Consider the following 21,295-nt stretch of genomic DNA (forward strand, 5'->3'; position numbering starts at 1 on the left):
GCGCATATGACTACAGTATTGCGGAAACTGCGGGACAAGGATGCGCTTGGCAAATCAAGGCAACTAAACTCGGGGCTCGCGCAATCGTTTCACGCGGAATTTGCCCGATCGGGTGTTAAATTCGCTGCGTCTCCCGATGGTCTGGAGAATGTATATGATTACGCTGTCGGCAAGTTGGCGGAATGCGTCAAGCCAAACGATCAGGGCAAGCTTATTTTGCAAGAGGGCGGCGTTTATCACGGTTGCTGGCTAGAAAGCACAGGAACGATCAATGCGGAAATTCTTGCACGATTTTGCCCGGATACGGCTCAGTCCACATTCGCGCAGTTTGCGGATCTGCAACGCGAAGACGGATTGATTCCTTACAAAGTAACGGGGGATGGCGCGGTCTTCAAGCAAATTCAATTGGTCACGCCTCCGGCTAGAAGCGTATGGAATCATTACAGGATGAACGGTCAAGACCGCACGTTCTTGAGCAAAATGTATGAAGCGCTTGCGCGATTCGACGACTGGCTGGCGCAATACCGCAATACCCGGGGAACGGGCTGCGTCGAAGCATTCTGTACTTTCGATACCGGGCACGACTTGTCGCCGAGATTCTGGCACGTGCCGGATACGCCGGAGCAAGACGATCCTAAGCGTTATGATCCGAATTCGCCGATCTTGCCTTTCCTTGCACCGGATCTTACGGCCAGCGTCTATTGCAGTCGTACCTATCTGTCGCAGATGGCGGACGAATTGGGACAGGACGACATGGCACGGGTATGGAAAGATAAGGCCGCGGAGACGCTGCAAAGCCTGTACGCTAATTGTTTCGATGAGTCGGATGGCTTCTTCTATGATCTGGACAACAACGACAGATTCAATCGAATTCAGTCCGACGTCCTATTGCGGGTGCTTGCAAGCGAGGTTGGAGATGACGACTTCTTCGCTTCCTCGCTCTCGCGTTATTTACTGAATACGCGTAAATTTTTCTCAAAATATCCATTTACGTCGATCGCCATGGATGATCCTCGTTTTGATCCGTTTACGAGCTACAACACTTGGGGCGGTGCTGTTAATTTCTTAAGCCTGATCCGGACTCCGCATGCATTCGAAAGCCATGGGCGCCATGTTGAGCTGACTTGGGTCATGCAGCCGATTATTTCGGCAATATCGCGAATGACCCGGTTCGGTCAATGCCTTAGCCCTTGGACGGGCGAAGAAGGATATACGGAGACGTATTCGCCGGCCATTCTGTGCGCACTGGATTATATAGAGCGATTGTGCGGGATCGTACCTACTCCGAACAACGAGCTCTGGTTTACCGGCTTGTTGCCGCAGACGTTGGATCATGGACAGAAGATAGCGGATGAAACGGCGTACAGCCGCATTGTCGACGGAACGTTATATGAACTTCACAATACGCGGGAACAATGTTCGATCTATCAAGACGGCCGATTGCTATGCAGCTTTCCGGCAGGCGTTCGCATCGTGACGGATCGTTCAGGAAACGTGGTCAAAATCATCGGCATGTCCGTTCGACCTGTGGAAGGAATCGTGCGATTGAATGAGCAGGACATTCCGTTCCGCGTCGCGGGCAACGAGACGTTGCGATTCGAGAATGGAAGCTTCACGGTCGAATCGACCCCGGGCGTCATTCTCCCAACATACGAATAGTAGTTTAATAGGAAAGGAAAGATTGCCGTGGCGTTGGCCAAAGAACAAATTCAGATGCGCGACCCTTTCGTACTCAAGCAGGAGAGCGAAGGTTGCTATTATTTATACGGTTCTACCGATCCCGATATCTGGAAGGGCAAAGCGATCGGGTTCGACGTATACAAGAGCCGGGACTTAGAGGAATGGGAGGGACCGTTTCCCGCCTTCCGTCCCGATGCCGATTTCTGGTCCGATACGAACTATTGGGCGCCTGAAGTGCACGCCTTCGGAGGCAAATATTATATGTTCGCCACATTCAAGGCGGAAGGCGTATGCAGAGGCACGCAAATTTTGGTGGCCGATCAACCGTTAGGACCTTTCCGTCCTCATAGCGATGGCCCGGTAACTCCCCATGACTGGGAATGCCTGGATGGCACCCTGTTTGTTGACGAGGAAGGCTCGCCCTGGATCGTCTTCTGTCATGAGTGGGTTCAAGTCAAGAATGGAACCGTCTGCGCATCGCGTTTATCTCCGGAACTAGACCGTGCGATCGGAGAACCGATCTTGCTTTTCTCCGCGCAAGACGCGGCATGGGTCGACCCGGTCAAAGGTGGGGCAGGCTATGTTACGGACGGCCCCTATGCTTATCGCTGCGACAATGGCGAATTGCTGCTGTTGTGGTCCAGTTTCCGACAAGGACGCTATGCGCAAGGAATCGCACGCTCGACATCGGGCGGCATTCTCGGCCCATGGGTTCAAGAGCCTGAACCGATTTTCGAGAACGATGGCGGCCACGGGATGATCTTCCGAACGTATGAGGGGAAAATTCTGCTGGCGCTTCACACTCCTAACAGCACGCCGGACGAGCGTCCCGTCTTCATCGAACTTGCGGAAGAAAATGGACGATTAAGCGTTCGTTAATTGAATAGGAAAAAGGGACGAAACAGAGAATGACTCTGCTTCGTCCCTTTTTTGGTCTATTACCGCTATAGATTGTTAGACGAGTGGACTCGTAAATGGATTTATAACGGCTTATTTTGCCGGAATTTTAATCGATTGGATCAATGCGGGAAGCTCTTTATTCGTATAGTTCTCATAAGCTTGGTTAACTAGGCTCGGAAGAAGCTGGTCTTTCACTTCATCAAGCGTGTGGACGACCCGGGATTCGACCTTCATGACATGATAACCGTACTCCGTTTGAACGGGATCGCTGATCTGATTAAGCGGCAGTTCTGCTCCCGCTTTTTTGAACGCTTCGACGAATTGGGTCAAATCTGCATCCGCGTACAAACCTCCCGTATCTTTGGAGCCGGGGTCATCCGAATATTCTTTGGCAAGCGCGGTGAAATCCCCACCCGCTTTAAGTTTAGCTTGTACTTCTTTCGCTCTGACTAACGCGTCTTCAATCTTGCGAATGGATTCGCCTGTTTGATTATCCGTCGTCGCGATCAGAATATGCCGAACGCTTGCGGTGACGAACGCGGCGGAATCCTCTTTGCGCTGGCGATCGTATTCGGCTTGAAGCGTTTTGTTGTCGATCTTGCTTTCGAGCGCTTTTCCCGCCAGGAATTGTCGTTTAATGAACAGCATAAGCTCCGCCTGGGTTAGTTTGGAAGATTTCAATTGCTTGGAAAACTCCTCTACGGAGCCGAAATAAGCGGATATCTGCAGCAGGGCAGATGCAGCTGCGCTATCGGCTTCCTTGGCTAGAGTCGCTTCTTTCTTTGCGGCAAGCAGCTTTAAGGCGATCAATTGTTTAACCCCGAGCTCTTGATCCGTTGGTGCGGATTGTCCGTAGTAGAAGGAATTTGCAGCCACGAAAGTTTCATATTCTTTGGGAGTGATGGTGCCGCCTTTGTAAATCGCGATCTCGGATGCTCCGATGGATACCAATCCGGTCTTCTTATCGAATTTGACTGGTTTACCGAGTGCGCCCGCAACGGAATTAACGGGAACGTATAACGCATCCTTATAGATGAAGCCGGTTGTGCTTGCACTAGGTTTATCCGTTCCATCGATCTTGAACTTCAAATCTTGCAAAATAACGCTAATCGTCTTGCTGCTGGCGGCGTATGCCATGGAGCCGGTAACGAGCGAACCGATCAATAAGCCTACGGCCAAGCCTTTGAGCTTGTCTCTCATTAATATTCATCCTCACTTTAATAGAATAGAAACTATTACCATTGTGCCGTTATAACCCCACATAAATCAATAGAAATCGATACGCGCCGACACATAAACTATATTTCTCCGCCCAAGTTGCTCAAACTCGTTCCACCAACCCGTTCCATCATTCCGTTCCAACAATCCGTTACACCAACCCGTTCCTTCACCTCCAAGCATCGTGAATATCTAAGTGTAAAACCTACATTTAGAATAAGGCCCATCCTCACGCTAAATAAACTAAGTGTAAAACCTACATCTCGTTCAAGCCATCTCCCATCATTAGCTGGATTACCCGCCGACTAACTGCACTTTCTACACTTAGATGCTGAAAATGATGAGAAGAGAGAGTTTTAATTGCACTTTCTGCACTTAGATACTCAGAAGGATGATTTCTGGCTACAATAGCTGCACTTATTCGGCTTAAATGTAGTTAAAGATGGACTTTATGGATTAAGTTGTTTTTTCGGCTTTGGTTAGGAAACTTACAAGCGGGTAGATTGTGACGGCGTTGCAGGGCTAATTCAAAGCGTCCGCCTGAATAGATTCCAACGTTATTGTGTAATCTCTATATAGGAGTTGAGCGAGTGGTTTAATGAATGATCTAAACGAGCTAAAAGCTCTTGATTGGGAGGAATCGGCAGTGGCAAACTTAAAAATAGGAATTGTTTTAGGAAGCACGCGTCAGGGTCGGGTAAGTCCGCAAGTCGGACAATGGGTGAAAGGGATAGCGGACAAGCACGGTTCGGCGGATTATGAAATCGTTGATATTGCGGAATACAACTTGCCCTTCTTAGGTGTGGGAACTGGACAAGAGCCTGGATTAAAAGCTTGGTCGGAGAAGCTCTCCAGTCTGGATGGATTCGTATTCATCGCGCAGGAGTACAATCATAGCATTACGGGGGCATTAAAAAACGCGCTCGATCTGGCCCGCGACGAGTGGAACAATAAAGCAGCCGGAATTGTCAGTTACGGTTCAGTCGGCGGAGCGCGAGCGACCGAACATCTACGCGGAATATTGGGAGAGCTACAAGTCGCAGACGTCCGCGTACATCCAGCTTTATCTTTATTTACGGATTTCGAGAACGGAACGGTATTCAAACCGGCTGAACTTCACGTTAATAACGTTAACGCGATGCTAGATCAAGTGGTTGCCTGGAGCGGCGCCTTAAAAACATTGCGATAATCCCGTCACGCTGATCGGCGACTCAGCCCGGAATTCATTCGGGAAGAGGTCGCCGATTTTTAATGAGACTGTTACAATAAAAATAGGGACATAATAAAAAGGCAGGCGATACATATGCAAACGCAGAAGGTTCCCTATGGCTATGAGCCGCCAGTTAATCGGAATAAAGGCACATTTATATACTATGATTCATTCGAACTGGCGACGGAAGAGGATCTTGATCTTGCCTTACAAAGCGCGACTTCACGTTCCTTCGCGAAGCTCGTGCTATACCCGATCCACGAGGAAACCGTCAAGAGGATGTCCAAGGACTCGATAAGCCCGTATTACAAGCGGGAAAAGTGGCTATACGAATGGAAAGAGATAAGAGGACACGACCAGATTACGATCGATGGCTGGGAAGGGAAGAGAAAGAAATACACTCCGATCGATTCCGCTCTCCGACATTTAACGGAAACGTTGCCTGCCCCGCATTTTCTATATCTCACGCCGGAGATGGCGAACGTGTTTGCTTCATTCGCTTCTTTCGAAGAATGGATCGTCAAGATTCGTTTGTTGTTATCGTCGGATCCCGATAGACAGCATCCACGGTTAGAAAAATATCGTCATCGCTGGGATATTGTTAAATGAAAGGAATAGACGACAAAAGAGGCTAACCCGCTATCAATAACGGATTAGCCTCTTTTGTTATCAACCCTTCCTTATTCGAACGCAATCTAATCAAAGTCTGCATAACCATCGCTCGCGGAACCATCCAAAGCTAAGCAGAACAAGCCGATCTTCGCACCGACCCAACCGCCGGAGCTCGCTGCGAACTCGTCCCCGAGAGGATGGAAGGTGGCTCCCGAGTCGTTGCTATATTGAAGCGTGCACAATGCCCCCTCGGCGACTTTTACGCGCAATAGCCAATTGTCGATAGGGCTGTCCACTGGGAATTCCGACAAGATCCTTTCGCTGGACACTTCGCCTTTCTTTCCGTTACCCTCGGTTAATGCTAACGAGAGCCACGAACTTCTGGCACAAAATATTCGGCGCATCGAATAAAGTGTCATCCCCCGTCTATCTAAAATAGTACGATTGCCGGACGCATGCAAAAGCGCTTTATCGGATTCGTAGGATTGTACATTTTCAATTGATTGTTAGGATTAATTCGCAACAAAAATCTTGATCCTCATCCTACTTAAATACTATTATTTTACAATGGAGCTTTCTAGGGAAATCAGCAATACGAATGAAGGGAGGATTATGAAATGGGAAAATGTTTAATCGTCGGCGGAACGGGAATGTTAGCTCACGCTGTGCGTTCCTTGAACGCTCAAGGTCATCATACGACTGTAATCGCTCGTGACACGGATAAGCTGAATAGCCTGCGGAGCGCTTGTCCATATCCCGATCGTTTCAACGGGATTTCGCTAGATTATGAAGATTATGATCTGTTGAAGCAACGCGTAAAAAACGAGCAACTGGATCAAGATGGGTATGATCTCGTAATCGCTTGGATCCAATCGAACGAATCTCATGCTCTCCAGACGATACTGAACGAATTGGTTGCCGCTCCGGTTAGAATCTTCCACGTCCTAGGGAGTCGCAGCGACTTATCGGCGGTCCAATCGAGCTTAAAGCTTTCGCACAATCATACCTATCATCAAGTACAACTAGGGTTTGTAATCGAAAACGATAGTTCGAGATGGCATACGAATGAGGAAATATCGGATGGAGTGCTCAAAGCGATAGAGAGCGGAGATGAAGATGAAGTTACGTTAGTAGGCACGTTAGAACCACGGGATATGAACCCTTGGCTAAAGACAAAATGAGGGAGGAATCCGGTCTTACAGCTTCCTCGGAAGCCAGAATCAACTGTGCAAGACCGGATTCCGGTCTTACAACATCCACCGATGCTCGAATTAACTGTGCAAGACCGGATTCCGGCCTTACAGCTTCCTCGGAAGCTCGAATCAACTGTGCAAGACCGCTTTCCGGTCTTACAGCTTCCTCGGATGCTCGAATCAACTGTGCAAGACCGGATTCCAGTCTTACAGCTTCCTCGGATGCTCGAATCAACTGTGCAAGACCGGATTCCGGTCTTACAGCATCCAACGATGCTCGATTCAACGCAGCAAGACCGCATTCCGCAACTCATATCCGTAACGAATTATTCAGCTGGCCGTCCGGCAGAAGCCGGAACCTCAACATTCAGAATAGGCACCCTGCCGCCAAATCGCGGATCGAAGATGCGGATACTCTCGCCTAGATTTTGCGTGACAACGAACGGGGCAAAGAGCAACAGATTCTTCGCAGGACGATATTGCATCAACTGTTCCATGTCGACGGGGTCATTGCGGAACGTCTGGATGATCCCGCTCTCGCCGCCGACTTCGTGCCTGCCTTCAACGACGACATCGTCCTTCTTCGCATAATAAGAAATTCCTCCCGGCCATCGGTCCGCTCTAAGCGCCACTTGGGCATATCCTTCCTGTTTCAAATCCAAATACACGTAAGCGGAATGGGCAATCTGAAAACCGACGTAGACGGCTCCGATAACCCAGAACGTACGGAATATCCGCTGCCATTGTTCTTTAGAGCGAAACAGCAGGAAAAAGGGTAGAAGAACAGCTGCGAAAGCCCAGAAGATATACCCTTTGTTGGGGATGATCCCAATTGCATAACGTCGCGATGTAAAGGGCTCTAACAAACCCGTGCCCCATGCGTTCGTCCAATCGCTAATAATATGCAATAGCACTCCTGCCACCGCGACCCAATAGATCCGACGATCTTTCACGCGGAAAACGACGTAACTAAGAAAGGAAAATAGGGCTGCCCACACGGGAACCATGAGGAACGAGTGGGTGATTCCTCTATGCGACATTAAATAATCTGCACCCTCTCTTGCCCATTGAATGTCGATATCCGGGATAACGTTAGCGCCGACAGAAGTGGCGAATAAAGACCATTTTGTTTTCGAATCCATATTTATTTTGCTCAACGAGCCATAGACGGCAATTCCGAACAAGGTGTGCGTCATATAATCCATGGAGAGAAGACGACCTCCTAACATAGCTATCGTTAACTTTAATCATCGTCGATCTGGGCGCAGGAATCAATGTCCACTATTGGGGCATAATACATACGTTCAAGTTGCGTTGATTACATAAGGATAATGAGGCGATGGTCATGCTGGAAAACTTGATTTTATTAGTAGAAATATTGTTGGTCAATATCGTCTTAAGCGGAGACAATGCGGTCGTGATCGCCCTGGCTAGCCGCAATTTACCCGAACATCTCAGAAACCGGGCAATCTGGTTAGGGGCGATCGGAGCCGTCGGATTGCGAATTGTTCTATCGGTCGTAGCCGTCGCGTTGCTCGATTATCCCGCCGTCCAGATTGTGGGCGCCCTTCTTCTGCTCTATATCGCCATTCATCTCCTATTGGATGATGGAGACTCGAAAGAGGTGGAAGGGGTCGGTTCTCTTGGGAAAGCGGTAGGCATCATATTGGTGTCCGATCTGGTCATGAGCTTGGATAACGTTCTCGCCATCGCATCCATCGCCAAGAACAACATCTGGCTTATGGCCGCGGGTATCGCGCTAAGCATTCCTCTCATCATTTGGGGAAGCCAGTTGATACTGAAGCTGCTGAATCGTTTTCCGGCCGTCGTCTGGATCGGCTCAGCCATACTCGGCTATACGGCGGGAGAGATGTTATCGGACACCCAAGCGGTCAGAAACCTTCTTCCCGAATTTGGTGATTGGGGATATGGTTGGTTTCCGGTCGTTTCCGCGATATTCGTGCTGGTCGTCGCTTTTTTATGGCGGAGGATGATTGTCGTTTTGACCGAGAAATCAGCCAAAGAGAAAAGACTATAAGATCAGATTAAAAACATTCGGAAGGGCAGAAGCTTGATTAAGAGGATGAGTGCGCTTACAATAACTCTATGCTAGCCTTAGCAAGTGCCTCAAAAGGAGAGACAGTATTGATGCAACTAGAGAATCGAATGGCACAACAAAAACTGTTTGTCCGTTTAATGATACCCTACTTCTTATTCATGCTTCTTGCTTTGATACTAGGATGGTTGATCTATAGCCAAACCTATCGTTTGGTCAAGGACGAGGTTACCCGCAATAACATGCAATTGCTGGAACAGGTCAAAGACACTATGGATAGCCGCTTCTCCGAGATCAGTCGGATATCAACGGAGCTATCGAGCAATCCGATGGTGCAAAGCTTCCAAAGAGTACATGACCCCTTCAATAGCACAACGACGATAAAAGTGATCGAGACGCAGAAAAACCTGTATTCCTATAATGCCTCGAATAACTTTGTTCTTAATTATTTTGTCGTGTTTAAGAATAGTGATTTGGCGTTATCGACCAATTCGACATATGAACTTCCGGCGTTTTATCGTCATGTGCTCTCCTACAACAATATGGACTACAATGCATGGAGGAGCGATCTGTTCAGTACTTACCGCAATCAAGAATTAATGATGGCCGGTATGACGAATTATGAAGGTAAATCCAGGGGCATGCTGACTTATGTACAGTCTCTAGGGTATCCGAACCGCATCCAAGGTGCCTTGATTTTCCTTGTTGATGAGCAGAAGCTTCGAAATTTGCTTAGCGGCATAGACGTATCCGATGGAGGATGGGCTTACATTGTAGACAATAAGGGGCGCTTGGTCAGCTCTTTGTCCGATGACGGAGCCGTTCCCGACGTGAACATCGGACAATACCCGGCCAACTCGGGAATTATCGAAGCCGGCGCTTCCACGAATGACATGATGGTTACCTATACAACTTCTTCCTATAACGGTTGGACGTATGTTGTCGCGCAACCTCCTCATGTCGTTCTAAGCAAAGTGTTGTCTATCAAACAAACGACAGTTACGATCTTGCTATTGTTTCTCGTTCTAGGGATCGTGATGGCATACCTATTCGCAACGCGCAACGGTAAACCGCTTGTCAAGATTACCTCGACATTGAAAAACCGGTTGAGCGGAGGAGAATCGAAACGACTGAAGGATATGTACGGATATATCCAGAGCTCCTTAGACGTGCTGATAGACAACAATGACGCTCTTCAAGACGCGATCGATCGGCAAGCGCCTATTTTATGGGAGTCTTTCATGGGTCGACTGCTGAAGGGGGATTTCTTATCCCTGAACGAGATTAATTCCTTGTTGAAGCACCAAAGAGCCGAGATCAATGGAACGGGGTATGCCGTGGGCATTCTTCATTTCCACAGCGGCGACCATGGCTTTAACGCCGATGTACTGCACAAACTGGACATTGAACGCGTACTGATCAATGAAGTGTTGAGGGGTACGATTGCGGATGACCAGTTTATCCATAATATCGCGGAAGACAAGATTGCCATGCTGTTCGTGGATTATAGCGATGATAACGACCTGTTCAGGCAAATGATCCAGAGCAATTTAGTGAATATTTCTTCAAGGATACACGATCATATGCAGATTAAACTGCATTTTGCGGTCGGAGGATTCCGTACTTCCTTACTGGAGGTAACCGGCTCTTATGAAGAGGCGAGGCAATCGTTATCCACCATCCATTATGAAGAAGAAGGGCAAACGGTTTGGTTCAGTGAACTGTCGAACACGAACGCCGGATTCTATTTCCCCGGGGACGTAGAAAATCGCCTAATCAATTATACGAAAGCGGGAGAAGTCGAAGAAGTTCAGATGCTTCTTCAGTTGCTCTACCGAGAGAACTTCCAGCAACGGCATCTGCCGCTAGCTATGCAACAGCTTTTTTTCTTTGAGATTATTAGTTGTTTGGTCAAAATACAGGATCAACTCCTGCTCCAGAACCAGGATGACGTTAAGCTATTGATGCAGCAGCTGAGCGCGACTGAAGATACAAAGCGTACCTACAATAAAGCGGTAGAGAAGTTTGTGTCCATCTGCGCGGAGATCGACAAGCGCAAGAAGAGCCGCAACGTGAAGTTGTTCGAAGACATTGTCACTTACTTGCAAGACAATTACGGACAGGCCAGCATGAGTCTGGAAGCCGTTGCGGACCATATGCATATTTCGAAAGGTTATCTATCTCAGTTTTTCAAAGAGCAGATGGGAGTTAACCTCTCCGATTACCTCGAGAACTTGCGAATGGACAAAGCCAAAAATTTACTCGCCAGCACTTCATTGCCTATCGGGGAAATCGCGGAGAAGGTAGGTTATCAATCCGCAAGCACTTTCAGCAGAGCTTTTAAGCGAGGAAGCGGGGTAAGTGCAACTTCGTACCGCGAATCCGCTTATAAGGAAGAAAGTTTAACCTCTTAGCACGGCTAAACCGTTAATATTTCGTAGGTCAGGAGGCAACATTCCTGGCCTTTTGTCATTGTTATTTACTGTTATTTAATCCATAAATACATCGATAAAGCGCTTCATTCTTTAAAAAAGTATACGAAAAGAACGATTGCCAAGCTATTTTCTTAACGATTGTAGAACAAACGGACATCTTACAATTTACACTGAAGACCGCAAGAACCTAATCTGAATCTACGCCGCGAACGACATATTCGCTGCATTGGCCTCGTCCAATCGGAGTCATCTATCTAACGTATAAGGAGGTGAATGGTATTGAGCATGTCTACTATAGGTACAAACATCAAGAGCAATAATGCAACGGATATCAAACGCAAACCGGGGAGATCTCCCATAGTCAAAAAAATAGTTAAGAGTCGACAACTTTATATTTTGATGGCGCTTCCATTTCTATACTTAATCATTTTTAAGTATGTTCCCATGTACGGGGCGCAGATCGCTTTCAAAAATTTCGTCGTCACGAAGGGGATTTGGGGAAGCGACTGGGTGGGGCTCAAAAACTTCGTCCGATTCGTTAACTCGTACGATTTTTGGCGCATTCTTAAGAACACGCTTATACTCAGCTTTTACAATTTGGTTGCCAGCTTTCCTTTTCCTATCTTGTTGGCGCTCGGACTTAATTATTTGCGGAACAGGTTTTTCAGGAAAGTCGTTCAAATGGTCACCTATGCGCCGCACTTTATTTCTATCGTCGTCATCGTAGGAATCATTAAAGAACTTCTGGACCCTAGAATCGGCATGGTGAACAAGATTATCGGATTTTTCGGTTTCGATCCAATCAATTTTATGGGCGAGATCTCCATGTTTTCTTCGATTTACGTTTGGTCGGACGTTTGGCAGCACATCGGTTTTAACTGTATTATTTTTATTGCCGCATTGGCAGCCATCGATCCTGCGTTGCACGAAGCCGCGGTTGTCGACGGGGCGAGCAAGTTCCGCCGGATGTGGCATATCGATTTACCTGGTATCATGCCTATGGCTATTATCTTGCTGATCCTGAACACCGGACACATTCTTGACGTCGGTTTCGAAAAGGTGCTGTTGCTGCAAAATCCGATCAACCTGAAAGCATCCGAAATCATCGACACTTATGTGTATAAGGTAGGTTTGACCGCGCAGGTTGCCAATTACTCCTATTCGACGGCAATCGGACTATTTAAGTCCGTTATCAATCTGGTGCTGTTGTTAGCTGTAAACAAAATCGCGCAAAAAACAAGGCAGGCAAGCTTGTGGTAAAGGAGTGAGGGCATGAATATCGCATTTCGCAACGAGTCGTTACCGGACAAGCTGTTCACCATTTTGAACGGTTTAATCATTACTGTACTTTTTGTAAGCGTTTTTTATCCTATTATCTATATTGTAAGCGCTTCGTTCAGCGACTCTCAGGCGGTTGTATCCGGAGAAGTATGGCTATGGCCGGTCCGTCCGACGCTAGAAGGATATTCAGCGGTGTTCAATTACAATCAAGTATGGGTCGGGTTCAAAAATTCAGTGATCTATACGGTAGCGGGTACGGCTATTAACGTAGGGATGACGGTGCTTGCGGCTTATCCGTTGTCTCGTAAAGATTTTTACGGTAAAAACACGTTTATGATTCTATTTATGTTCACAACGATGTTCACCGGAGGCCTTATTCCGAATTATTTGCTAGTCAAACAGCTTGGCATGCTGGATTCGGTCTGGGCAATGATTATTCCGGGAGCGTTAACGGTATGGAACGTCATTATCGCCAGAACTTATTTTCAAATGTCGATTCCCGATGAGTTGTTGGAAGCGGCGCAGCTTGACGGCTGTAACGATCTACAATTCGTCTGGAAAATCGTGATCCGGTTATCGGGCCCGATTCTTGCGGTAATTACTCTCTATTATGCGGCGGCGAACTGGAATCAGTATTTCAACGCGATGATCTATTTGAAATCGCAAGATCTCTATCCCTTGCAGCTTGTGCTGAAGGATATTCTAGTCAAGAACGATATCGATGTCGCCATGTTAGCGGGAGATCCCGCGGACGCGGCTAAACGAGAAGCGTTAAAGACGCTTCTGAAATATTCGTTAATCGTGATTTCGACTGTTCCATTGCTCTTGTTCTATCCTTTTGTACAGAAATACTTGGTCAAAGGCGTAATGGTAGGCTCACTTAAAGGATAAAGGGGACGAATGAATATGAAAATGAAGAAAATCGTATCGATGGCCATAGCCAGCGTAATGCTGGTTAGCGTTTTGAGCGCGTGTAGCAGCAACGACAAAGAGAAAAATAACGGAGCTGCGGCATCCGATTCCAGCGCAAGCGCGAAAGTAACGGATGCGGGTACTTTCCCGATCGTAAACGAGAAAATTACTCTTCGCGTTATGACCGGAGCGAACCCTTCGGTCGAGAATTTCGACACGAATGCCTTTACAAAGTATTTCGAGGAAAAAACGAACATTCACGTAGAGTGGGAGATTGTCCCGACCAGTATGGTTACGGAGAAGCTGAATCTCGCCCTTGCTAGCGGAGAATTGCCCGATGTGATCATGTCCATGGACGTGACGCCGGAACAGCAAGCGCTTTACGGTCAACAAGGAGTTCTTCTTCCATTAAACGATTATATCGAGAAATACGGGATCAACACGAAAAAAATGTTCTCGGAAAGTCCGCTGATCGAATCTACGATCACTTCTGCCGACGGCAATATCTACGCGCTTCCAGCGCCGAACGAATGTTATCACTGTTCGATGCGCCAAAAGCTATGGATCTATGAACCTTGGCTCAAAGAATTGAACTTGGAAATGCCAACGACGACAGATGAGTTCTATGAAGTCCTTAAGGCATTCAAGACAAAAGATCCGAATAAGAACGGAAAAGCGGATGAAATTCCTTTCTCCGGAGCGCCGCAAGTGTCCCAAACTTCTTTGTTGACGACGAGCGTCGAAAATTTCTTGATGAATTCGTTCACGTACGCTCCTTACAACCGTCTATATGTGAATGATGAGGATAAAGTTACAGTCCCATTCGTACAGAGCGGCTGGAAAGATGGTCTCGCGTTCTTGCACAAGCTGTACGCGGAAGGCTTAATGGATCCTCAAGCATTGACTCGCGATCCCGCTCAACTTGTCCAGCTTGGAGAGAATCCTGATGTCGCTATCCTTGGCGCCGCTTCGGGACCTAATATGAGCGTAATCTCTCAATTGTACGGAGCAAGCGGACGTTGGAAGGACTTCGTTGCAGTTCCTCCTTTGAAAGGACCGGGAGGCGTTCAACTCACCCAATATGATCCTTATCAAGTCGCACCCGGTAAATTCGTCATTACGCGCGAAGCGGCGAATCCCGAAGCTGCATTCCGTTTCGCGGACGCGCTGTACGATCGCGAGATGACGTTGCGCTCGACGATCGGGGAGCCGGACGTGGATTGGCGTTGGGCGAAAGACGGTGAAATCGGCATCGACGGCAAGCCGGCGATTTACAAAGACATGTCCAAATTCGGAGTTACTCAGAACAAGAATCTGTCACAATCGGCGATTACGTTCCGGCCGAACTCCCTTCGCCTAGGAGCGGTAGCTGATCCGGAAAATCCGCTCGAAACGATCCTTTATAACGAAACGAAGACCAAATACGAGCCGTACCGAGCGGATATCAAGAACATTTTGCCGCCGCTGAACTTTACCGTCGATCAATCGCAGGAGCTTGCGGACGTATCCAAAGTCATCTACGACTATACGAACGAAATGATGGCTCGTTTCATTATCGGAGATACAAACTTGGATAAAGATTGGGACAAATACGTCTCAACGCTGGAAGGCATGAATTTGGGCCGTTACCTGGAAATCTACCAAGAAGCATATGAAACGCGTAAATCCGCAATCGCAACTAAATAAGGCGGAATAAGGGAGAGTAGCTCATCTGTGAAGACAACAGGATTTACCGTACCTGACAAATGGAAATGGTTTACCGAAAGTCGTTATGGGATGTTTATCCATTGGGGGCCTTACGCCCAATACGGCCGCGGAGAGCAAGTTCTGTTCCGCGAACACCTTGATCAAAGCGAATATGCCCAAAAAGCTTGTAGCTGGAACCCGGAACATTACGATCCGGAGCTATGGGCGGATACCGCCAAAAAGGCCGGATTTAAGTACGCATGTCTAACGACGAGACATCATGACGGCTACTGCTTGTGGGATAGCGCTTATACCGACTACTCCAGCGCCAAGCAAGCTCCCAAGCGGGATTTCGTCCGCGAATACGTGGATGCCTTTCGTAAGGCGGGGTTGCGAGTAGGGCTCTACTACTCTTGGATCGACTGGCGTTTGCCTGCTTATTTCGACGGACCCGACAAGGATCCTGAGGGCTGGGAGAAAGTACGGACTTATTTGCATAACCAAGTGAAAGAGCTGCTTACGAATTATGGTCGCATCGATTACTTCTTCTTCGACGGAGTTTGGCCTCGTAATGCCGATGATCTGCAAAGCGTGGAGCTTGTCGAAATGATGCGCGAATTACAGCCGGACATTATGATCAACAACCGACTTGGATATTCTCAAGTGCGCGAGGGTTACCGCGCGGACGGCGGCGCAGGCGCGGGAGATTCGGATACGTTAGGAGACTTCGGTACGCCTGAGCATCTGATCTCCGTCGATCAAAACAGGCTGTGGGAATCTTGCCAGGTCGCCACTTGGCGCTTATGGAGCCATGTGTTCGGCGAACGCTGGCGTCCTACGGATTACTTGCTTGATCTATTAATCGAATGCGCGGAGAAGGGCGGGGAACATGGCGGGAATTTGATCCTGAACGTCGGCCCAATGGCGGATGGACAGTTTCCTCCTGAATTCGTGCAGCGGGCAATGGAGATCGGCCGTTGGTTGGAAGTGCACGGCGAGGCGGTATACGGTTCGGATGGCGGCTCCGTAACGGAGTTTATTACAAGAGGACGCCAGACGACCAGAGGAAACAATCTCTACCTGATCATCCGATTCTGGGATGGGCGTCCGGTGATGAGGCTTGCGGACTTGACGACTCCCGTGAAGAGCGTAACGTTACTAACGACAGGCCAGGACCTGGAATTTGAACAGAATGGCGAAGAACTGATCATTAAAGGTTTGCCAAGCGAACCTCCGACTAAGCTTTTCCCGGTCATTCGGGTCGAGTGCGAAAGCAAGCCTATTGCGAACCAGTGGGGAAGGGAACGCCTGTGGGAAGGCGATCCTTCGCGGGTTGCGGCATGGGCTCGCGAGCAACGGGGTACATCGGTATTTGCCGATGGCATAGAAAGGTAACAACGACATCGCCTGCCCGCCTTGAAGGCGGCAGGCGATTGTTGTTATCAGAAGCTTCTTAGCATGAGATCAGGGGGAGGTAGCCCATGAATAATAATCTATCCCAAATGCCATCCGTCGATATTCCCGAGCTGGAGCTGCCGCAAGCCGTTATCAACCGTATGGCGGAAGCCCAACGTTTACTCGCGCACCGACCGAGATTGCTCCGGCAGTTCTTGAACTGTTACCCCAATACGTTGCTGACAACTACGAAAAAAATGGAGGATGGCACGGTATTCGTCATTACCGGAGACATTCCGGCCATGTGGCTGCGGGATTCGGTCGAGCAAATCTTTCCTTACGTGAATGTTGCCGGACAAGATGAACAACTCAGCGATTTGATTTGCGGGCTTATCCGTCGCCATATGAGGTGTATTCTGCTCGACCCTTACGCCAACGCGTTTAATGAAGAAGCAAACGGACGTCACTGGAATGCGCATGACCAGTCCGACATCCCTGTGTCTGATGAAGTTTGGGAACGCAAATTCGAACTTGATTCGCTTTGTTTCAGCGTTCGTCTTGCCTACCATTATTGGAAGGCAACGGGGAACACGGAATTTATGGATGAAACATTCCGTCAAGCGATGCGTGACATCGTCAGAGTGTTCGCTATCGAACAACGCCACAATGAGGCATCGACTTACCGATTCATGCGAACGAAGTGTCCGGCGATGGATACGTTGGCGGAAGGAATAGGCACTCCTACGAGCTACACGGGTATGATCTGGTCCGCATTTCGTCCAAGCGACGACGCTTGCGAATACCATTACAACATTCCCGGCAATATGATGGCGGTTGTCGCGCTGAGACAAATGAAAGAGATGGCCATCGCCTGCGGGGAAGAGCCATTTGTATTAGAAGAAATTTCACGGTTGGCAATATCGGTAGAAGAGGCAATCCAACGATTCGGGACGGTCGAACATCCTGAATTCGGCAAAATATATGTTTATGAAACCGATGGACTTGGAAATTATTGTCTGATGGATGATGCCGGTACTCCGGGGTTATTATCGATTCCTTACTTTGGGTACGCATCTTCAAACGATCCGATATACCGGAATACGCGGCGTTTCGCCTTAAGCAATGAAAATCGGTATTTTTTCCAAGGAAAACAGGCTTCGGGCATCGGCAGCCCTCACACGCCGGACGGATATATCTGGCACATGGCTCTATCCATGCAGGGCTTGACAGCTACCGATTCAAAGGAAATTTTAAAAATGCTGGAATGGCTGGAGGTTACGGATGCGGGCACGGGTTACATGCACGAAGGGTTTCATGCGGATGATCCGAATGTCTATACGCGTCCTTGGTTTGCTTGGTCGAACAGCCTATTCGCGCAATTGGTTATGAAAGCTATGGATGAAGGCATTGTGATATTCAAAGGGGAAGAGGAACAGATATGAGCCATATCGTTATTTTATACGACGCCAGCCTTCCCTATGAAGGCGTTAGACCCGACCAAGCGGCAATAGAATCGTTGTCTCGCATAGGAAAGATAGCGGCGGCGGGGGAATGGGAAGAAGCACTTCGAAGCGCGGACGTAGCGATTCACTTACATGGACCCTATTTCCCTAAAGCGGATTGGCCGGCTTTGGGGGCATTTTTGAAACGGGGTGGTGGCTTGCTGCACGTTGGCGGTGCGCCATTTCGATTCCCTGCGCACCAGGTAGACGGACAGTGGCAGTTGGAGACGGAACAAACGGCTTATCATCAGCAACTGAATATCCATGAAGTGCTTCCTGTCGATCCTGAGCCTATCTTTGCATATGAGGCTTCTTCGGAAATTCCGCTGCTCAAGGGAAGGGAAACCCTGTTCGACATTCAACCTACGTTTGGTTTCGTTTTGCATTTTACGACGCTTGACGACCATCCCGGAGACGGAGGGACATCCGGGCCGATGGATGCGCATCTGTATCCGCTGCTCAAAGGCGTGTCGCGAGATGGCCGGGAAGTCGCCGCTCCCGTCGTGCTCGTAGAGAACACGAAAGCGTCGCATGTCGGGGGCCGCTGGTTGTTCATAAATATGCTAGCCAATGAGCGATTGTGGAGTTCAATGGGGATACGCGCGCTGGAGGAATGGAGCGCATATTGCGCAAACGGAGTGACCGAAATCTGGTTCAAGCCGAATTATGCGAGCTACTATCCTGGCGAACGCCCAACCTTGACGCTGCAGTTGCAACAGCTGTCCCGCTTGCCAGACCGCATAAACCAGCGCAGACGATGGAGCTTTGAAATCGCGGTTTCCAAGCATGGCGACGATAACCTAATCAAGATTTGGTCTGAAGAGTCGTCGTTAACGGAATCGCGGGAGCTTCAGTTCATTAGATTCCCAGTGGACATTCCGATCGAACCCGGTTATTACGAAGCCGAATGCCGCGCACAGGCCGAAGACGGCGAGACTAAGGTGTTTCGGCAAGGGTTCTGGGGCTTCGACGAAAAGCTGCTGCAGGAAGGGGAGTTTCTTTCGCGAGACCGCGATTACTTCCGTCGCGGGAACCGTCCGATGCCGATTGTCGGCATGACCTACATGACCTCCGACGTAGCGCGTAAGTTTCTGTTAATGCCTAACGTTCACGTATGGAATCGCGATATGGCCCAGATGAGCCGAGCGGGCATTAATTTGATTCGGACAGGCATATGGTCTATGTGGCGGCAGACGATGTTTGTCGATGGCCATGCGTCGGAAGAGGTTATGCGATCGATCGACGCGTTCATGCTAACGGCCAAAAAGCACGGGTTGGAGGTTAATTTCACCTTCTTTACGTTTACTCCCGAACGTTGGGAAGGGGCGAATCCTTATCTGGACCCGCGCAGCGTGGAAGCTCAGAGAAGGTTTATTGCTTCAATCGTATCCAGGCACGCAAAGTCTACTTACGTGCACTGGGATTTGATCAACGAGCCCTCCTTGTTCGATCCCAAAAATATTTTCAACGGAGCGCAGACGGCCGGAGATCCTTACGAGCGGAAGTTATATGTCGAGTGGCTCAGCGAGCGCCACGGATCCGATGTACGCGTGCTTCAGGAACGTTGGAACATGTCACCGGACGAATTGCCCGATTACGAGTCGGTACATGCGCCGACGGCAGCGGACATTACCTTCAAGATCACGGGAATTCAACCGCGCCGCAACGCAAGATTGTTGGATTATACGTTGTTCTCCATGGATATGCTTAACAAGTGGACGAGAGAGTTAAGCGAGACGATCCACTCGATTCAACCGGCGCAAATGGTTACGGTAGGACAAGACGAGGGCATATGCAGCCAACGACCGTCTCCGTTTTTCTACGGTCAAGCCGTTGATTATACGACGGTACACACTTGGTGGCAAAATGACGATTTGATGTGGGACGGCATTTTCACCAAAACGCCGGATAAGCCGAATCTCATACAAGAAACGGGTATCATGTATACGGAGACTCCGGAAGGTAAAGCGAAACGATCGGAAACGGAGTTAAAAGCGATCCTCGAACGCAAATACGCCTATGCTTTCGCATCCGGGGGAGCGGGGGCGGTTCAATGGATCTGGAACATCAATCCGTACATGGACAACGTGAACGAGTCCAATATCGGCGCGGTACGCGCGGACGGCACGGAGAAGCCGGAAGCCGACGTGTCGTATGAATTCGGTCGCTTTATGTCGGCGATCAGCCCGCTATTCGAAGGACGTAAGCTGGAAGAGATCGCGGTCGTCTATCCGTTCTCGAACGACTTTTCCACGCGCAAGCTAGCGATGGACGCGACGACGAGGCTGACTCGCACGATGCTGTTCTTACTGAAGCAACCTATCCGGGGATTGTCCGAATACCATCTGGATTCCCTGACCGATCATCCTCCCCGATTGCTGATCGTGCCGAGTGCGCACAACTTCAGCGGCAATGCTCTTGAGAAACTGTTGCTGCACGTCGAGGAACGCGGAGGAACTCTATTGTTTACCGGCCCAATGGGATTGGACGAATACTGGCGGCCTACTCAGAGAATGTCGGGCAGGATCGGAAGCACTAAGCTCGCCAACATCCGTAGAGAAGAAGCGCTTGTACTGGAAGATAAAATATTGCCGGTCTCGTTTCCGAAGCTAAGGTTCGCCGAGGCGTCCAAGGAATTGAGCGATGACCTTGCGAAGAATGGTCCGTCTCATGTAACCGTCAAGCGAATCGGAAAAGGGAAACTGATCCATTGTCCGCTACCGGTGGAATTGAACGAACGCTCGGAGACGTTAGTCGAACTGTATCGGTTCGCCATTCGGGAAGCCGGGGTCCGTTCGGAACTGGAATGGCTTAAGGGCGGCGAATTCGCCGGCATATACGGCAGGAAACTCGATTTCGCTGCCGGAGCGCTATATATTTTCGTATCTGAATATGCGATAGATGAAGAAGTAGAAGTCCGCGATCCGGCGAATGGACGGAGGTACAAGTTCATGATGGAAGCAGAACGAACCGTTATGTTCGCCGCGGATAGAGAAGGAGAAATTATCGGCGTCTATCGACCTGAAGAAGTAAACATTTCTAATGGTAAATATATTTAGTTCAAACAAACCCCGGTTTCTCAAGTGAGGACCGGGGTTTGCGGCATAAAGGCGGATCTTGCACCATTGACACCCCGTACCGATATGACTATAATAATTCTTTGAGTTGAGAATTGTTATCATTCTCATATTGACGAATTCAAGCTATGACAGAGG

Annotated in this window: 16 protein-coding genes; 13 read left to right on the forward strand and 3 right to left on the reverse strand. The window is 48.9% G+C overall.

The genetic code is table 11. The annotated features are described in order from the left end of the window. The first annotated feature begins 6 nt into the window (after window positions 1-6). Window positions 7-1,659, forward strand: a complete 1,653-nt coding sequence (locus tag L3D05_RS00260; RefSeq protein WP_239613549.1) for an MGH1-like glycoside hydrolase domain-containing protein — start codon at window positions 7-9, stop codon at window positions 1,657-1,659. Between the two features lie 27 nt (window positions 1,660-1,686). Then, a complete protein-coding gene (locus L3D05_RS00265; RefSeq protein WP_439647923.1) occupies window positions 1,687-2,559 on the forward strand; it encodes a glycoside hydrolase family 43 protein in 873 nt (290 codons plus the stop codon). A 111-nt stretch (window positions 2,560-2,670) separates the two neighbouring features. On the opposite strand, the gene L3D05_RS00270 is transcribed toward L3D05_RS00265, so the two are convergent. Continuing rightward, complete coding sequence (locus L3D05_RS00270; protein WP_239613550.1) at window positions 2,671-3,780, reverse strand: peptidylprolyl isomerase; 1,110 nt, start codon at window positions 3,778-3,780, stop codon at window positions 2,671-2,673. Window positions 3,781-4,444: 664 nt separating this feature from the next. Between L3D05_RS00270 and L3D05_RS00275 the strand changes: the two genes are divergently transcribed. Further along, window positions 4,445-4,987, forward strand: coding sequence for an NADPH-dependent FMN reductase (locus L3D05_RS00275; RefSeq protein ID WP_439647924.1), 543 nt, complete (start codon window positions 4,445-4,447; stop codon window positions 4,985-4,987). 114 nt (window positions 4,988-5,101) lie between these two features. Continuing rightward, on the forward strand, window positions 5,102-5,617 hold the full coding sequence (locus L3D05_RS00280) for a hypothetical protein (RefSeq protein WP_239613554.1): 516 nt from the start codon (window positions 5,102-5,104) through the stop codon (window positions 5,615-5,617). A gap of 86 nt (window positions 5,618-5,703) precedes the next feature. Here L3D05_RS00280 and L3D05_RS00285 read toward each other — a convergent pair whose 3' ends face one another. Continuing rightward, window positions 5,704-6,024, reverse strand: a complete 321-nt coding sequence (locus L3D05_RS00285; protein ID WP_239613556.1) for a beta-xylosidase family glycoside hydrolase — start codon at window positions 6,022-6,024, stop codon at window positions 5,704-5,706. 213 nt (window positions 6,025-6,237) lie between these two features. On the opposite strand from L3D05_RS00285, the gene L3D05_RS00290 reads away from it, so the two are divergent. Continuing rightward, window positions 6,238-6,801: a Rossmann-fold NAD(P)-binding domain-containing protein gene (locus L3D05_RS00290; protein WP_239613558.1), complete on the forward strand. Its 564-nt coding sequence runs from the start codon at window positions 6,238-6,240 to the stop codon at window positions 6,799-6,801. A 338-nt stretch (window positions 6,802-7,139) separates the two neighbouring features. On the opposite strand, the gene L3D05_RS00295 is transcribed toward L3D05_RS00290, so the two are convergent. Next, complete coding sequence (locus L3D05_RS00295; protein WP_239613560.1) at window positions 7,140-8,018, reverse strand: metal-dependent hydrolase; 879 nt, start codon at window positions 8,016-8,018, stop codon at window positions 7,140-7,142. A 140-nt stretch (window positions 8,019-8,158) separates the two neighbouring features. Here L3D05_RS00295 and L3D05_RS00300 point away from each other — a divergent pair, with 140 nt between their 5' ends. The 8 genes from L3D05_RS00300 to L3D05_RS00335 all read left to right on the forward strand — a co-directional run bounded on the left by L3D05_RS00300 (window position 8,159) and on the right by L3D05_RS00335 (window position 21,139). Continuing rightward, the gene (locus L3D05_RS00300) at window positions 8,159-8,851 is read left to right on the forward strand and encodes a TerC family protein (RefSeq protein ID WP_239613562.1); all 693 of its coding nucleotides are present in this window, start codon (window positions 8,159-8,161) and stop codon (window positions 8,849-8,851) included. A gap of 110 nt (window positions 8,852-8,961) precedes the next feature. After that, window positions 8,962-11,283 carry a helix-turn-helix domain-containing protein gene (locus L3D05_RS00305; protein WP_239614719.1) on the forward strand — a complete coding sequence of 774 codons (2,322 nt, stop codon included), beginning with the start codon at window positions 8,962-8,964 and terminating at the stop codon, window positions 11,281-11,283. A 306-nt stretch (window positions 11,284-11,589) separates the two neighbouring features. Further along, window positions 11,590-12,564 carry an ABC transporter permease gene (locus tag L3D05_RS00310; protein WP_239614720.1) on the forward strand — a complete coding sequence of 325 codons (975 nt, stop codon included), beginning with the start codon at window positions 11,590-11,592 and terminating at the stop codon, window positions 12,562-12,564. Window positions 12,565-12,576: 12 nt separating this feature from the next. Beyond that, complete coding sequence (locus L3D05_RS00315; RefSeq protein WP_239613564.1) at window positions 12,577-13,476, forward strand: carbohydrate ABC transporter permease; 900 nt, start codon at window positions 12,577-12,579, stop codon at window positions 13,474-13,476. A 15-nt stretch (window positions 13,477-13,491) separates the two neighbouring features. Beyond that, the gene (locus L3D05_RS00320; protein ID WP_239613566.1) at window positions 13,492-15,183 is read left to right on the forward strand and encodes an ABC transporter substrate-binding protein; all 1,692 of its coding nucleotides are present in this window, start codon (window positions 13,492-13,494) and stop codon (window positions 15,181-15,183) included. A 27-nt stretch (window positions 15,184-15,210) separates the two neighbouring features. Further along, entirely contained in the window at window positions 15,211-16,578 is a 1,368-nt protein-coding gene (locus L3D05_RS00325; RefSeq protein WP_239613568.1) for an alpha-L-fucosidase, read from the forward strand. 86 nt (window positions 16,579-16,664) lie between these two features. Next, window positions 16,665-18,020 carry a glycoside hydrolase family 125 protein gene (locus tag L3D05_RS00330; RefSeq protein ID WP_239613570.1) on the forward strand — a complete coding sequence of 452 codons (1,356 nt, stop codon included), beginning with the start codon at window positions 16,665-16,667 and terminating at the stop codon, window positions 18,018-18,020. Continuing rightward, window positions 18,017-21,139: a beta-galactosidase gene (locus tag L3D05_RS00335; protein ID WP_239613572.1), complete on the forward strand. Its 3,123-nt coding sequence runs from the start codon at window positions 18,017-18,019 to the stop codon at window positions 21,137-21,139. Before L3D05_RS00330 ends, L3D05_RS00335 begins: the two co-directional genes overlap by 4 nt. Window positions 21,140-21,295 lie beyond the last annotated feature (156 nt).

Source organism: Cohnella mopanensis, assembly GCF_022352055.1.
Classification (GTDB): Bacteria; Bacillota; Bacilli; order Paenibacillales; family Paenibacillaceae; genus Cohnella; species Cohnella mopanensis.

Coding starts and splice junctions, on each gene's coding strand:
- L3D05_RS00260 (WP_239613549.1), top strand. CDS start 7: ATGACTACAGTATTGCGGAAACTGCGGGACAAGGATGCGCTTGGCAAA.
- L3D05_RS00270 (WP_239613550.1), bottom strand. CDS start 3,780: ATGAGAGACAAGCTCAAAGGCTTGGCCGTAGGCTTATTGATCGGTTCG.
- L3D05_RS00280 (WP_239613554.1), top strand. CDS start 5,102: ATGCAAACGCAGAAGGTTCCCTATGGCTATGAGCCGCCAGTTAATCGG.
- L3D05_RS00285 (WP_239613556.1), bottom strand. CDS start 6,024: ATGCGCCGAATATTTTGTGCCAGAAGTTCGTGGCTCTCGTTAGCATTA.
- L3D05_RS00290 (WP_239613558.1), top strand. CDS start 6,238: ATGGGAAAATGTTTAATCGTCGGCGGAACGGGAATGTTAGCTCACGCT.
- L3D05_RS00295 (WP_239613560.1), bottom strand. CDS start 8,018: ATGGATTATATGACGCACACCTTGTTCGGAATTGCCGTCTATGGCTCG.
- L3D05_RS00300 (WP_239613562.1), top strand. CDS start 8,159: ATGCTGGAAAACTTGATTTTATTAGTAGAAATATTGTTGGTCAATATC.
- L3D05_RS00305 (WP_239614719.1), top strand. CDS start 8,962: ATGCAACTAGAGAATCGAATGGCACAACAAAAACTGTTTGTCCGTTTA.
- L3D05_RS00310 (WP_239614720.1), top strand. CDS start 11,590: ATGTCTACTATAGGTACAAACATCAAGAGCAATAATGCAACGGATATC.
- L3D05_RS00315 (WP_239613564.1), top strand. CDS start 12,577: ATGAATATCGCATTTCGCAACGAGTCGTTACCGGACAAGCTGTTCACC.
- L3D05_RS00320 (WP_239613566.1), top strand. CDS start 13,492: ATGAAAATGAAGAAAATCGTATCGATGGCCATAGCCAGCGTAATGCTG.
- L3D05_RS00330 (WP_239613570.1), top strand. CDS start 16,665: ATGAATAATAATCTATCCCAAATGCCATCCGTCGATATTCCCGAGCTG.
- L3D05_RS00335 (WP_239613572.1), top strand. CDS start 18,017: ATGAGCCATATCGTTATTTTATACGACGCCAGCCTTCCCTATGAAGGC.